The organism is Nocardiopsis ganjiahuensis DSM 45031 (assembly GCF_000341085.1).
Lineage (GTDB): Bacteria > Actinomycetota > Actinomycetes > Streptosporangiales > Streptosporangiaceae > Nocardiopsis > Nocardiopsis ganjiahuensis.
In genome coordinates, this window is the sequence record NZ_ANBA01000002.1 from 594,422 (window position 1) to 607,753 (window position 13,332).

At 71.1% G+C, this 13,332-nt stretch carries 12 protein-coding genes; 7 read left to right on the forward strand and 5 right to left on the reverse strand.

The window, feature by feature from the left end; translation table 11 throughout:
• Positions 1-114 precede the first annotated feature (114 nt).
• Positions 115-2,331 carry a S9 family peptidase gene (locus D458_RS0103270; protein ID WP_017585295.1) on the forward strand — a complete coding sequence of 739 codons (2,217 nt, stop codon included), beginning with the start codon at positions 115-117 and terminating at the stop codon, positions 2,329-2,331.
• Between the two features lie 69 nt (positions 2,332-2,400).
• Here the strand turns inward: D458_RS0103270 and D458_RS0103275 are convergent, their stop codons facing one another.
• The gene (locus D458_RS0103275; protein WP_017585296.1) at positions 2,401-4,290 is read right to left on the reverse strand and encodes a serine/threonine-protein kinase; all 1,890 of its coding nucleotides are present in this window, start codon (positions 4,288-4,290) and stop codon (positions 2,401-2,403) included.
• 49 nt (positions 4,291-4,339) lie between these two features.
• Positions 4,340-6,139, reverse strand: a complete 1,800-nt coding sequence (locus tag D458_RS0103280; RefSeq protein WP_017585297.1) for a serine/threonine-protein kinase — start codon at positions 6,137-6,139, stop codon at positions 4,340-4,342.
• Positions 6,140-6,480: 341 nt separating this feature from the next.
• Between D458_RS0103280 and D458_RS0103285 the strand changes: the two genes are divergently transcribed.
• The 6 genes from D458_RS0103285 (at position 6,481) to D458_RS0103310 (ending at position 9,799) form a co-directional block, all read left to right on the forward strand.
• Positions 6,481-6,858: a DUF3054 domain-containing protein gene (locus D458_RS0103285; RefSeq protein WP_017585298.1), complete on the forward strand. Its 378-nt coding sequence runs from the start codon at positions 6,481-6,483 to the stop codon at positions 6,856-6,858.
• A gap of 48 nt (positions 6,859-6,906) precedes the next feature.
• Positions 6,907-7,305 (forward strand): hypothetical protein, encoded by a 399-nt coding sequence (locus D458_RS0103290; protein ID WP_017585299.1) that lies wholly within the window; start codon positions 6,907-6,909, stop codon positions 7,303-7,305.
• Positions 7,306-7,360: 55 nt separating this feature from the next.
• Complete coding sequence (locus D458_RS0103295) at positions 7,361-8,083, forward strand: TrmH family RNA methyltransferase (RefSeq protein WP_017585300.1); 723 nt, start codon at positions 7,361-7,363, stop codon at positions 8,081-8,083.
• A gap of 52 nt (positions 8,084-8,135) precedes the next feature.
• Entirely contained in the window at positions 8,136-8,771 is a 636-nt protein-coding gene (locus tag D458_RS0103300) for a GNAT family N-acetyltransferase (protein WP_017585301.1), read from the forward strand.
• 127 nt (positions 8,772-8,898) lie between these two features.
• Complete coding sequence (locus D458_RS0103305; RefSeq protein WP_026118953.1) at positions 8,899-9,540, forward strand: GNAT family N-acetyltransferase; 642 nt, start codon at positions 8,899-8,901, stop codon at positions 9,538-9,540.
• Positions 9,541-9,574: 34 nt separating this feature from the next.
• Positions 9,575-9,799 carry a hypothetical protein gene (locus tag D458_RS0103310; RefSeq protein WP_017585303.1) on the forward strand — a complete coding sequence of 75 codons (225 nt, stop codon included), beginning with the start codon at positions 9,575-9,577 and terminating at the stop codon, positions 9,797-9,799.
• Positions 9,800-9,911: 112 nt separating this feature from the next.
• Here D458_RS0103310 and D458_RS0103315 read toward each other — a convergent pair whose 3' ends face one another.
• From D458_RS0103315 to D458_RS36020, 3 genes are read right to left on the reverse strand one after another with little or no spacing between them, the layout of a single operon-like run.
• Positions 9,912-10,658, reverse strand: a complete 747-nt coding sequence (locus D458_RS0103315) for a succinate dehydrogenase/fumarate reductase iron-sulfur subunit (protein WP_017585304.1) — start codon at positions 10,656-10,658, stop codon at positions 9,912-9,914.
• The gene (locus D458_RS0103320) at positions 10,655-12,601 is read right to left on the reverse strand and encodes a fumarate reductase/succinate dehydrogenase flavoprotein subunit (protein ID WP_017585305.1); all 1,947 of its coding nucleotides are present in this window, start codon (positions 12,599-12,601) and stop codon (positions 10,655-10,657) included. The genes D458_RS0103315 and D458_RS0103320 overlap by 4 nt, the downstream gene beginning before the upstream one ends.
• Entirely contained in the window at positions 12,602-13,258 is a 657-nt protein-coding gene (locus tag D458_RS36020) for a succinate dehydrogenase cytochrome b subunit (RefSeq protein WP_017585306.1), read from the reverse strand.
• Between the last annotated feature and the right edge of the window lie 74 nt (positions 13,259-13,332).

Here is a 13,332-nt window from a genome sequence, read left to right on the forward strand (position 1 = left end):
TCGGCATGTGGGGGGGCGACGGTGGCCCATGGCGGGCAACGGCACCGGCCGAACGGTGGACCGGCACCGGTCCGCCGGGGAACGACCGGGCGTGGAATGGGACACAATCGGCGTATGAGCTTTCCTCGCCAACAGGCCCGAACCCAGCGCTTCACGATCGGAGTCCCGCGCGCGTTCCAGATCTCCCCGGACGGGGAACGCGTCACCTTCCTGCGCGGGCGCAGCGGCACCGACAAGGCGACCTGTCTGTGGTCGTACTCCGCCGGGACCGGCACCGAGTCGGTGCTCGCCGACCCCAAGGAACTCGGCGCCGACGACGAGAACCTGCCCCCGGAGGAGCGGGCCCGCCGCGAGCGGATGCGCGAGCACGGCGGCGGCATCGTCTCGTACACGGTGGACGACGCCTTCACCCGCGCGGTGTTCACCCTGTCCGGGCGGGTCTTCTACGTCGACCTGGTCGGGGACGACAACGCCCCGCGCGAGCTCCCGGTGGCCAGCCCGGCCGTGGACCCGCGGATCGACCCGGCCGGTGGCCGGGTGGCCTACGTGCACAAGGGCGCGGTCCGCGTGATCGACATCGCGGACGACGGGGACGAGAACCGCGACCGGGTGCTCGTGGAGCCGGACGGCGAGGACGTCACCTGGGGCCTGGCGGACCTGGTCTCCGCCGAGGAGATGAACCGGGTGCGCGGTTTCTGGTGGGCGCCGGACGGCCGTTCCCTGGCGGTCAGCCGGGTGGACGAGTCGGAGGTGAACCGCTGGTTCGTCGGCGACCCGAACCAGCCCGGGCAGGAGCCGCAGCCGCTGCGCTACCCGGCGGCCGGTACCGCCAACCCGGACGTGCGGCTGGCCGTGCTCCCCGTACCGTCGGCGACCGCGTACCGGCGGGGCGGGAAGCCCGGCACCACGCCGATCGAGTGGGACCGCGAGGCCCTGCCGTACCTGCCCACCGTCGGCTGGACCACCGGCCCGGACGGGAACCCCGTCCTGGTGTTCACGGCGCAGAGCCGCGACCAGCGCACCCTCACCCTGTTCAGCGCCGACCCCGCCACCGGTCTGGTCTCCGAGATCCGTACCGAGAGCGACGGCGTGTGGGTGGAGATCATGCCGGGCGTGCCCGACTTCACGGCGTCGGGCGAGCTGGTGTGGATCGGCCGCGACGGAGGCGACGGCGAGCGCCGGGTGTACGTGGGCGACCGCGCGGTCAGCGGTGACGGCGTGTACGTGCGCGGCGTGGTGGACGTGGACGGCGACCGGGTGCTGTTCTCCGGCTCCCCCGCCGGGCGGCCCGGCGACGTGTCGCTGTGGCTGGCCGACACCCGGCTGGGCACCTGCGCCCCGATGGAGCTGCCCGACGGGTTCGGGGAGTCCGGGGGTTCCGACGACGGCCACGGCGGCCTGCGCGCGGGCCGGCTGCGCGGCGACACCCTCGTGGTGCAGCACCGGTCGATGGACTTCACCGGGGTGCGCACCCTGGTGGTCCGGGGCGCCGGTACCGAGACCCGCCGCTCGCACGGTGAGGTCGAGAGCCTCGCCGAGACCCCGGAGCTGCCGGACGTGCGTGTGACCACCTGGCTGTCCGGGGAGCGCGAGATCCCCACCGCCCTGGTCCTGCCGTCCTGGTACCGCGAGGGCGAGGGCCCGCTCCCCGTGCTGGTCGCCCCGTACGGCGGCCCGCACGCCCAGCGGGTGCTCAACGCGCGCGGCGCCTTCCTGTCCTCCCAGTGGTTCGCCGAACAGGGCTTCGCGGTCCTCATCGCGGACGGGCGCGGCACCCCCGGGGTCGGCCTGGACTACGAGCAGGCCGTCCACCACGACCTCGCCGAGCCGGTCCTGGAGGACCAGGTGGCGGCGCTGGAGGACGCGGCCGGGCGGTTCGACTGCCTGGACCTGACCCGGGTCGGCATCCACGGGTGGTCGTTCGGCGGCTATCTGGCGGCGCTGGCGGTGCTGCGCCGCCCGGACGCCTTCCACGCCGCGGTGGCGGGCGCCCCGGTGGTCGACTGGACGCTGTACGACACGCACTACACCGAGCGTTACCTGGGGACCCCGCAGGAGCAGGCGCAGGTGTACGCGGACACGTCGCTGATGGCCGACGCCGCCAAGCTGGAGCGGCCGCTGATGCTGATCCACGGCCTGATCGACGACAACGTGGTGTTCGCGCACACCCAGCGGCTGTCCGAGGCGCTGCTCGCCGCGGGCCGCCCGCACACGGTGCTGCCGCTGGCGGGCGTGACCCACAGCCCGTCGGACCCGGTCACGGCGGAGAACCTGCTGCTGTTGCAGGTCGACTTCCTCAAGGAGAACCTCGGGGCCGGGCACCACCGGTAGTCGCGGAGCGGTTCACAGGGGCCCGGTGCCGGGGAAGGCACCGGGCCCCGGAGGCGGAACCGGGCCCGGTCAGTTGACGCCGGGGTGCTCGGGCAGGATCTCCGACTCCTCGGGGATGTGGATGTCCCTGGGCTCGTTGAAGGTGTAGTTGCGGATCGTCGTGAAGGTGGTCCCCAGGTACTCGGAGTCCGCCCGCTCGTAGATCCCGGTGTCGGCCAGGCGCAGCGGATACCCCTCGTCGTCCAGCCACAGGTCGAAGGAGACGGTCACGGGCTCGACCTCCTCGTCCTCTTCCTGTACTTCAACGTAGGTTCCGCTGTAGAGGTGCCCTTCGGCCTCCTCGAACTCCAGGCCGTAGCTGGTGGGGACGTCCCAGAACTCCGTCTCGTAGGGGACCCGGCTGCGCCCCTGGTACTCGATCTCCGCCCCCGGTTCCAGGATCAGCTCCAGCCCCCAGTCGAGACCGTCCCGCGGGTCCTCGTCGTTGCCGCTCCCGTCCTCGGCCGCGAAGTACTGGAGGACCGGAGCGGCGCCCTCGTCCGGGTGGTCGATCCAGCCGTTGACCGTCTCCTCCAGGTCGTCCCCGTGCTGCAGGACGACCGAGCTCCCGAACGGGCCGTAACTCTTGCTCTGGAGGGCCCGGACCGGATCCTCGGTGTACTCCTTGACGAAGGGCGACGGGTCGCCGCCCTCCTGGTCGACCTTGTACTCGTGCCGGTACACGTAGTCCGACGCCGCGTACATCAGGTCGACGGCCTCGGCGACCACGGCCTCGGCGTCCTCGGGGTCGGTCCGGACCAACGGTCCGTCGGCCTCTTCGGTCTCCTCGGCCGCTGTGTTTGTTCCGTCGTCCCCGGGGGTCCCGGTCCCCCAGGGGATCCGGTCGGAGTACAGCAGGCCGCCGACGAGCACGACCACCAGCACGGCCGCGGCGGCTGACAGCCACAGGGCCCGGCGCGGCCCGCGCACCCGGCGCACCCCCGGGTCGGCCACAGCCGTCCATTCGGTGGCCAACAGCTCGGACACGATCCGAGTGGGGTGCGTGCCCTGTCCCTGGTCCCCCACCAGGGTGGGCGGCATCGCCCCGCCCGGCATGATGCGGGTGGCCGACCAACCGCGGGTCAGCTCCGCCAGGGCCTCGTCCGCCCGGGGACGCTCGCCGGGGACCTTGGCGAGCGCGCGCCGCACCAAACCCAGCAGGCGCTCGGGCACCCCGTCCAGGTCCGGTTCCTCGTTCCGACTCCGATGGATGATCCCCTCCACCGTCCCACCACCGAAGGGATCCCGGCCGGTCGCCGCGTAGGCCAGCAGCCCGCCCCAGGCGAACATGTCCGAGTAGCCGGTGGCCTCGGCCCCCTCGTACCGCTCAGGCGCGATCCAGCCGGGCGTGCCGTGCAGACCACCGGTGGCGGTGAGCACGGTCCCGTCCGCCGCACGCGCGATCCCGAAGTCCAACACCCTGGGCCCGTCCGGGGACAGGATCACGTTGCCCGGCTTCAGGTCCCGGTGCACCACACCGGCGCCATGGATCGCGGCCAATGCCTCGGCCAGGCCGACCGCGAGCGCGGTGAGCATGCCCCCGCTCAACGGCCCGTGCCCCTTGACGTGCTGGCGCAGAGTCAGGCCGGGCACGTACTCGGTGGCCATCCACGGAGTAGCCGCCGCGGTGTCCGCGCCCAGGAAAGCGGGGGCACAGGTGGCCCGCACCCGGGAGACCAGGCCCACCTCACGGGCGAACCGGGCCCGGAAGTCGGGGTCGGCGGCGAACTGGGAGTGAATCACCTTGACCGCGGCAGTCTGCCCAGACTCGGTGAGCCCGGCATAGACCGCGCCCATGCCCCCGGCTCCGATGCGCCCGACCACCCGGTACTCACCGAGACGTTCGGGGTCACCACGCCCCGGCGGGTCCACGCCAGGAGGCAGATGGTTCTGATCGAAGGACACGGAACGGCTCAACATCGTTTCCTGTTCGGGACGGGGGAAGGAGAGGGGAGACCGAGTTCGGGAATCACTCGGGACGAGGGCTTTCGCCGTCCCACAGCTGATCCCGGTTGGGCTTGTAGGCGCAGTGGTTCACCGGGGAGCCTCCGGAGAGGGTCGCGTCGACGGGGGTGGCCTCGACCGGGTCAGGGTCGTGGGACTCCTCGCCCGACGCCCAGCCCCGCCAGTGGTAACAGATCCCGCCCGGGTAGCCGACCTCCGGTTGCGGGGTGGAGACCGCCTCGGCGGGGGTGTGGTAGACGGCCGTGGCGTCGTCTCCCGGCTGCATGCCGGCCTCGGTCATGAGGGTGATCTCGAACTCCGCCACCGGTTCCTCCGGAGACAGCACGGCGAGGCGTCCGCTGCTGATCGCGGCGGACGTGTCCAGGTACTCGTCCCCGGGCTCGATCTCCGCGATCCCCACGAACTCGTGGCTGTACACCTGCAGCGAGCCGAAGTCCGGCAGGTACTCGGCGGTGACGTCGACGGTGAGGTTCCCGGTGAAGGTCCAGGAGTGCTCGCCCATGGCGAACCGCACCTGCTCCAGGGCCTCCTCTCCCGCCTCGCTCTCCAGGGTGCGGACGAGGACGTCACCGGCGTCCGGGGCGGGGGCCACGGTCACGGTCCCGGTCTCATAGAGCTCCCGGTACTCCTCGGGTACGTCGTCGGCGACCGCGCCGTCGGCAGTGATCCCGGTGGTGGTCGGCGAACCGTCGGCGGAGCCGCCCGGAAACCCGCCGCCGATCCGCCCGTCGGCCACCGCCCATACACCGCCCGAGGCCACCAGGGCGAGAACGAGCCCGGCCGCGCCGAGGACCAGGCCGCGGCGGTGCTGCCGGGCCCAGGACCGGCGGGGCGGGGCGTACGAGCGCCAGGGGTCGGCTGCCGGGACGGGAAGCGGCAGCGCGGTTCCGGCGACGGCCCCGGTCCCGGACCCCTGCCTGTGTGCGGCGAGGGCCGGGTCGTTCAGGAGCCCGGCGGCGTCGGGGCGGTGCGCGGGGTCCTTGGCCAGCGCCCGGCCCACCGTCTCGCGCAGACCGGCGGGCACCCCCTCCAGGGACGGCTGGGCCGACAGCACCCGTGAGACCACCACGTCCGAGGCCGCCGTGCCGAAGGGCCCGCTCCCGGTGGCCGCGTAGGCGATCAGACCACCCCAGGCGAACACGTCCGAGCGGTCGGTGGCGTCCGCGCCGCGGTACTGCTCCGGCGAGATCCAGCCCGGAGTGCCCACCAGGCCGCCGGTGCGGGTCAGGGCGGTCTCCTCCACCGCGCGGGCGATGCCGAAGTCCAGCACTCTGGGCCCGTCCGGGGACAGGATCACGTTCCCCGGCTTCAGGTCCCGGTGCACCACACCGGCGGCATGGACCGCCGCGAGCGCCTCGGCCACCCCGGCTGCGAAGAAGGCCAGTCCCGGCCCGCGGAGGGGCCCGTACCGGCGCACGTGCTCGTCGAGGGTGAGTCCGGGCACGTACTCGGTGGCCAGCCAGGGCAGCTCGGCCCGTGTGTCGGCGCCGAGGAAGGCCGGGAGCGGGGCCGCGCGCACCCGGCGCACCATCTTCACCTCGCGCTCGAACCGGTCCCGGAACTCCCGGTCAGCGGTGTGGGAACGGTGCACGCACTTGACCGCCGCCCGCCGGTCGCGCCCGTCCAGCGCCGCGTACACCACGCCCATGCCGCCCGAGCCGAGGCGCCCGAGCAGGCGGAACGATCCGAGGTAGCGGGGGTCGTCGGGGTTCAGGGGCAGCACCCCGGCCGGGGCCTGGGGCAGGGGGGCCGAGCGCTGCGGGGACGGGAACCCGGGAGCAGGGGGTTCGGAGGAAGGGTTCATCCGGGGGAGGGTCTCTCAGACAGGAAGGGACGAAGGACGGGTCAGGGCCGTTCGGGAAGGATCTCGGACTCGTCGGGGGCGCGGGGGTCGGGGCCGAAGGGGACGACGCCCCGCCCGGGTTCGGCGAGGTGATGGGAGGAGGGTTCATGGGACGCGCCTCGCTGTCGGTACTCAGAGGGGAGCGCCGGTCCTGCTCGGGAGGGGGCGACTCGGGTCCGCCCGGAGGAGTCAGATGCCCCGCACCCGTATCCGGTGCGCTCCGTCACTGTGCGTCCCCAGTATCCCGTATCCGGGCCCGAACCCGGCCGAGGGGGTTGCGAAAGCGCCGGTAGCCTGGGGGTATGCGTTCGTACACCCCGGTGCCGGCCCTGCTGGCCGACCTGCTCTGCGTGCTCGTGTTCGTCGTGGTGGGCAAGACCGACCACGCGACCGGTCTGGGTCCGGCCGCCGTGGCCGGGACCGCGTGGCCGTTCCTGGCCGCGCTGGCACTGGGGTGGGCCGTCACCCTGGCGTGGCGCTCCCCTGACCGGATCTGGCCGACCGGGGTCCTCGTGTGGGCCTTGACGGTGGTGGGCGCCATGCCGTTGCGCCTGCTCAGCGGAGAGGGAGCACCGCTCTCCTTCGTGGTGGTGACCTCCCTGTTCCTGGCCGCGACCATGCTCGGTTGGCGGGCCGTCGCCCTCCTGGTGTCCCGGCGAAGGCGACAGACGGCGGCCTGAGGGGGAAGACTGGGGGCACACACACCTCCGGCCCCAGAGGAGACCCCCATGGCCGATCCGGTCACCGCCGCCATCGTCGCCGCTCTCGCCACCGCCTCCGCCACCAGACTCGGCGAGGGCCTGGGAGAGGGCGTGGTCTCGACCTTCAGGTCCCTGTACAAGGCGGTCACCAGGCGCTTCCGCTCGGAGCCCGAGGCCATGGAGGCGCTGGACGACCTCCGGTTGGAGGAGGACGACGCCGAGGCACTCGATGTCGTCTCCATGCACCTGGAGCGGGCCGCGCACGAGGACCCGGAGATCGGACGGCTCCTGGAGGAGCTGCGATCGGGTGTGAGCCAGGTCAGCCAGGAGGGCGACGGCACGGTCGTCAACCAGATCCACGGCGACGTGAGCGGGTCGGCCAAGGTCATCCAGGGCCGTGACTTCCACGGCGGCATCCACCTGTGAGCGGCGGGCCTTCCGCGGGCCGGGCCGCGGCGGGCGGTTCGTAAGCTGGGAGGTGATGAACGAGCACCGCGCCCCCGAGGCCACCCTTTCCGAGGTCACCACCGTGATCCCCGCCGAACCCTCCTCCGGTGAGGACGAGGCGCGGGAGGTCGGCGTGGGCCCGTGGCCCGGCCCTTGGCCCCAGGGCGACCACTACGACCCCGAGCTGCTGGCCAACGGCGACCGGCGCAACGTCGTGGACCGGTACCGGTACTGGCGGCGCGACGCGATCGTGGCCGACCTCGACAAGGTCCGGCACGAGTTCCACGTGGCGGTGGAGAACTGGTCGCACGACTTCAACATCGGATCGGTCGTACGCACCGCCAACGCCTTCGGCTGCGCGGCCGTGCACATCGTGGGCAAGCGCCGCTGGAACCGCCGGGGCGCCATGGTGACCGACCGCTACCAGCACGTGCACCACCACCCGGACGCGGCGGCGCTGGTGGAGTGGGCCGCCGAGCGCGGCCTCGTGCTGGTCGGGGTGGACAACCTGCCCGGCGCGGTCCCGCTGGAGACCTACCCGCTGCCGCGCAACGCCGTGCTGGTGTTCGGCCAGGAGGGCCCCGGACTGTCCGAGGAGGTGAGGCAGGTGTGCACCGCGGTGCTGTCCATCGCCCAGTTCGGGTCGACCCGGTCGATCAACGCGGGCGCGGCCGCCGCCGTGGCCATGCACGCCTGGGTCCGGGCGCACGTGTTCGATCAGCCGGTTCCCGACCGAGCGACCACCACCCAGCCGTGATTGTCTTGTGATCTAACATGGACGAGTCGCCCCCTACCAGGAAGTAGCCAGGATGAGTCCGATCGTCACCGCAGCCGCCCGCGCCACCACCGTCGACGACGTCCCCGGAGTGGCCCGGGTCCTCAGCCGTTCGCTCCACGACGATCCCCTCTTCCGGTGGCTGTTCCCCGACGACGAGCTGCGCATGGCCCAGGTACGCCGGTTCTTCGCCCTGACCGCCGGGTTCGGTTACGTGCCCGCGGGCGACACCCGGGTCACCGACGTCGCCGAGACCACCGGGGCCGCGCCGGTCACCCGCGCGGCCGCGCTGTGGGCCCAGCCGACCAGCAACCCCGAGGGGCCGCTGGTGTCGCTGCGCACCTGGCCGCACTGGGGTGCGCTGATCGGCCGCGCCCGGCTGGCGGCGTTCGTCCGGATCTTCGCCGAGTGGAAGATGGCCAGCCCGCAGGAGCCCCACCTGTACCTGGCCGCGCTGGGCGTCGACCCGAGCGCCGCCGGCACCGGGGTGGCGGGCGGGCTGCTCACCGCCGGGCTGGACGACGCGGACTCCCAGGGCCTGCCGGTGTTCACCCAGACCCTCAACGACAAGAGCGTCGGCTTCTACGAGCGCTTCGGGTTCCGCTGCGTGCACGAGGTCCCGCACGAGGGTGTCGGCACCAGCTACTTCCTGCTCCGCTCCGCTTCCTAGACCGCTCTGCCTCCCGCACCGCTGTCGAACCGTTCCCTGACCGTGCCTTTTCACGAAGCACCCACCTGTGATGTTTCCGTGATCTAGCATGAGCGGTGACGACCCCTGGGAAGAGGGAGACAGCACGATGACCCCCATGGCCACCACCGTCAAGTCGGTCCGAACCGCCACCATGAACGACGTCCCCGGGGTGGCCCGGGTCCTGAGCAGGGCCTTCTACAACGATCCGTTCTTCCGCTGGGTGTTCCCGGACGACAACCGCCGGATGGGCCAGACCGCCAGGGCCTACGCCCTGATGGCCGGCTTCGGGAGCATCCCGAACGGCCGCACCAGCGTGTACGAGTCCCGTGAGGAGGCGGAGCGCGCCCCGGTGATCCGCGGAGCCGCCCTGTGGACCCCGCCGGGTGTGCCCGGCGACAGCCCCTCGGCCCTGCTCCGCTCGCTGCCGCACTGGCTCCAGCTGGTCGGCCTGTCCCGCCTCCCCGAGATCGTCAGGTACCTGAGCGAGCTCAAGGCCTCCGCGCCCGAGGAGGCGCACTGGTACCTGGGGGTGCTCGGGACCGACCCCGTGGCCCGCGGAACCGGTGTGGGCTCGCGCCTGCTGCGCGCGGGCCTGGCGCAGGCCGACGCCGACGGCGTCCCGGTCTACCTGGAGACCATGAACTCGGCCAACATCGGCTACTACGAGAAGTACGACTTCCGGGTGGTCCGCGCGATCAACGACCCGTCGTTCCCCTCCACCTACTGCATGCTCCGCCCCGCCGTCTGAGCGCCTGTCGGTACCCGCTGGAAGGGTGGGAGGCATGCTGATCGCGATGGCCGGGCTGCCCGGCTCCGGCAAGAGCACCGTGGTCGCGGACGCCGTGAACGACGCTGGGGAGGCCCGCGAACAATGGCCCGCGCGTCGGGATGGTCTGGGTTCGTGGACGGACGAACGGCTGGTCCTGGACTCGGCCGAGGCCCTGGGGCCCAACGTGGAGAAGGCTCTGGACCACCTGCGCGCCCTTCGGGTTCGCGGGGTCGCGTAGAGAAGCGTCGGGGAAGACGCCGAACCGCTCCGGCGTCGGGGCGAACAGACGGGTGAACGCGGAACGGGCCGCGCCCCGAAGGGTGCGGCCCGTTCCCACAACTGGCTCTCGGCTAGCCGATGCCCTTGCTGAGGGAGCCCAGCAGGTCGCGGTTGAGCTGCGAGATCGTGTCCAGCGGGATGCCCTTCGGGCAGACCGCGGCGCACTCACCGATGTTGGTGCAGCCGCCGAAGTCCTCCTCGTCCTGCTGGTTGATCATCTTCACCACGCGGGAGGCCCGCTCGGGCTGCCCCTGCGGGAGCATGCCGAGGTGGGTGACCTTCGCGGCGGTGAACAGCATGCTGGACGCGTTCGGGCAGGCCGCCACGCAGGCGCCGCAGCCGATGCAGGTCGCGGCGTCGAACGCGCGGTCGGCGTCCGGCTTCGGGATCGGGTTGGCGTGGGCGTCCGGCGCGGTACCCGTGGGGGCGCTGATGAAGCCGCCCGCCTGGATGATGCGGTCGAAAGCGCCCCGGTCCACGACCAGGTCCTTCACGACCGGGAAGGCCTTGGCCCGCCACGGCTCCACCGTGATGGTGTCGCCGTCGTTGAAGCTGCGCATGTGCAGCTGGCAGGTGGTGGTGACCTCCGGGCCGTGGGCCTCGCCGTCGATCACGACGCCACAGGCACCGCAGATGCCCTCACGGCAGTCGTGGTCGAACGCGACCGGGTCCTCGTTCTCGAGCGTGAGCTTCTCGTTGAGAACGTCGAGCATCTCGAGGAACGACATGTCCTCGGAGACGTCCGTGAGCTTGTACGTGACCATCCGGCCTTCGTCGTCACGGCCCTTCTGGCGCCATACGCGCAGGGTGATGTTCACTTGTAGCTCCGCTGCTTCATCTCGACGTACTCGTACTCCAGGGCTTCCTTGTGGAGCACGGGCTTGCTGTCAACGCCACCGAACTCCCACGCGGCGACGTAGGCGAACTCGTCGTCGTGACGCAGGGCCTCGCCGTCCTCCGTCTGGCTCTCGGAGCGGAAGTGGCCGCCGCAGGACTCGCGGCGGTGCAGGGCGTCGATACACATGAGCTCGCCCAGCTCGAGGAAGTCGGCCACGCGGTTGGCCTTCTCCAGAGCCTGGTTGAGCTCCTCGTTCGTGCCCAGCACCTTGACGTCGCGCCAGAACTCGGCGCGCAGCTCACGGATGAGCTCGATGGCCTTGCGCAGGCCCTCCTCGTTGCGCTCCATGCCGCAGTAGTCCCACATGATGTGGCCGAGCTCCTTGTGGAAGGAGTCGACGGTGCGGGAACCGTTGATGGAGAGCAGCTTGTCGATGCGGGAGGTGACCTCCTCCTTGGCCTTGACGGCCTCGGGGTGGCTCTCGTCCAGCTTCTCGAAGGGGCCGTCCGCCAGGTAGTCGTTGATGGTGTTCGGCAGGACGAAGTAACCGTCCGCCAGACCCTGCATCAGCGCGCTGGCACCCAGGCGGTTGGCGCCGTGGTCGGAGAAGTTGGCCTCACCGGTCACGAACAGGCCCGGGATGGTGCTCTGGAGGTCGTAGTCGACCCACAGGCCACCCATGGTGTAGTGCACCGCGGGGTAGATGCGCATCGGAACCTCGTACGGGTTCTCGCCGGTGATGCGCTGGTACATGTCGAACAGGTTGCCGTACTTGGCCTCGACGGCATCCCTGCCCAGACGCGCGATCGCGTCGGCGAAGTCGAGGTAGACGCCCAGACCGCCGGGGCCGACGCCGCGGCCCTCGTCGCAGACGTTCTTGGCGGCGCGGGACGCGATGTCACGCGGCACCAGGTTGCCGAACGACGGGTAGATGCGCTCCAGGTAGTAGTCGCGCTCGTCCTCGGGGATCTGGCGCGGGTCGCGGGTGTCGCCGCCCACCTTCGGCACCCAGATCCGACCGTCGTTGCGGAGCGACTCGCTCATCAGGGTCAGCTTGGACTGGTAGTCGCCGCTGACCGGGATGCAGGTCGGGTGGATCTGCGTGTAGCAGGGGTTCGCGAAGTGCGCGCCCTTGCGGTGGGCGCGCCACGCGGCGGTGACGTTGGAGCCCATGGCGTTGGTCGACAGGAAGAAGACGTTGCCGTAACCGCCGGTGGCCAGGACCACGGCGTCGGCGAAGTGCGTCTCGATCTCGCCGGTGACCATGTCGCGGGCGATGATGCCGCGCGCCTTGCCGTCCACGACGATGACCTCGAGCATCTCGTGGCGGGTGTTCATCTGAACGGTGCCCGCCGCGATCTGCCGCTCCTGCGCCTGGTAGGCGCCGATCAGCAGCTGCTGGCCTGTCTGGCCGCGCGCGTAGAACGTACGGGAGACCTGCACGCCACCGAAGGACCGGTTGTCGAGCAGACCGCCGTACTCACGGGCGAACGGCACACCCTGGGCCACGCACTGGTCGATGATCTCGACGCTGGTCTGGGCCAGGCGGTAGACGTTCGACTCGCGGGAGCGGAAGTCACCGCCCTTGACCGTGTCGTAGAACAGGCGGTGGATGCTGTCGCCGTCGTTGCGGTAGTTCTTCGCGGCGTTGATGCCGCCCTGCGCGGCGATGGAGTGCGCGCGCCGGGGGCTGTCCTGGTAACAGAACGAGATGACGTTGTAGCCGGCCTCGCCCATGGTCGCCGCGGCAGCGGCACCGGCCAGACCGGTACCGACGATGATCACGGAGAGCTTGCGCCGGTTCGCGGGGTTGACCAGCTTGGCCGAGAAACGGCGCTTGTCCCAGCGCTCGCTGATTGGGCCTTCGGGCGCCTTCTCGTCGCGGAGCGGGGCGCCCTCGATGTAGAGGTCGTTCTCAGACACTTAACTCACCAGTCCAAAGGTGACCGCCACGGGCGGGATCAGGAAACCGACGGTCACGATCAGCGCGATGCCCGTGGCGATCGAGTTCAGCACGGGCTGCCGACGGGCCTGGTTGACGCCGAGCGTGGCCAAGCCGCTCCAGACACCATGGCGCAGGTGGAAGCCCAGTGCGATGACAGCCAGGACGTAGAACAGGGTCACGTACCAGAACTCGGGCTGGAACCCGTTCACGAGACGCTCGTAGGGGCTGTCGGACCTGCCGCCCGGCGCGATGACGTTCACCGTCAGGTGCAGAATGTGGAAGATGACGAAGAGCGCGATCAGCACTCCGCCCCAGCGCATGGTGTAGGAGGAGTAGCTGCGGACCACCCGCTTCTTCACCTGGTAGCGCTGATCGGCGGGTCGGGCCCTGCGGGCGCGGGCCCACAGCGTCACCGCCGCGTAGATGTGGATCAGGATGCTCGCGAGGAGCACGATCCGGAAGATCCACAGGAAACCGCTCTCGGGCAGGAGCGGGTACCCGATCTCGCGAAGAGAATGGGCGTAGCCGTCGAAGGCAGCCTGGCCCGAGAAGACCTTCAGGTTGCCGTACATGTGCGCGATCAAATACAGCACGAGGATCGCACCGGACGCCGCCATCGCTGACTTGAGCGCCACCGTGGACCCGTAGGCCGTAGACCGCTTCTTGGTCAAGGTACTGTTCGCCACAGTCTGCCACTCTAAATTTGAGT

What these genes read in the sequence shown, in the direction of transcription:
- D458_RS0103270 (WP_017585295.1), top strand. Translation starts at nt 115, where the DNA reads ATGAGCTTTCCTCGCCAACAGGCCCGAACCCAGCGCTTCACGATCGGA.
- D458_RS0103275 (WP_017585296.1), bottom strand. Translation starts at nt 4,290, where the DNA reads ATGTTGAGCCGTTCCGTGTCCTTCGATCAGAACCATCTGCCTCCTGGC.
- D458_RS0103280 (WP_017585297.1), bottom strand. Translation starts at nt 6,139, where the DNA reads ATGAACCCTTCCTCCGAACCCCCTGCTCCCGGGTTCCCGTCCCCGCAG.
- D458_RS0103285 (WP_017585298.1), top strand. Translation starts at nt 6,481, where the DNA reads ATGCGTTCGTACACCCCGGTGCCGGCCCTGCTGGCCGACCTGCTCTGC.
- D458_RS0103290 (WP_017585299.1), top strand. Translation starts at nt 6,907, where the DNA reads ATGGCCGATCCGGTCACCGCCGCCATCGTCGCCGCTCTCGCCACCGCC.
- D458_RS0103295 (WP_017585300.1), top strand. Translation starts at nt 7,361, where the DNA reads ATGAACGAGCACCGCGCCCCCGAGGCCACCCTTTCCGAGGTCACCACC.
- D458_RS0103300 (WP_017585301.1), top strand. Translation starts at nt 8,136, where the DNA reads ATGAGTCCGATCGTCACCGCAGCCGCCCGCGCCACCACCGTCGACGAC.
- D458_RS0103305 (WP_026118953.1), top strand. Translation starts at nt 8,899, where the DNA reads ATGACCCCCATGGCCACCACCGTCAAGTCGGTCCGAACCGCCACCATG.
- D458_RS0103310 (WP_017585303.1), top strand. Translation starts at nt 9,575, where the DNA reads ATGCTGATCGCGATGGCCGGGCTGCCCGGCTCCGGCAAGAGCACCGTG.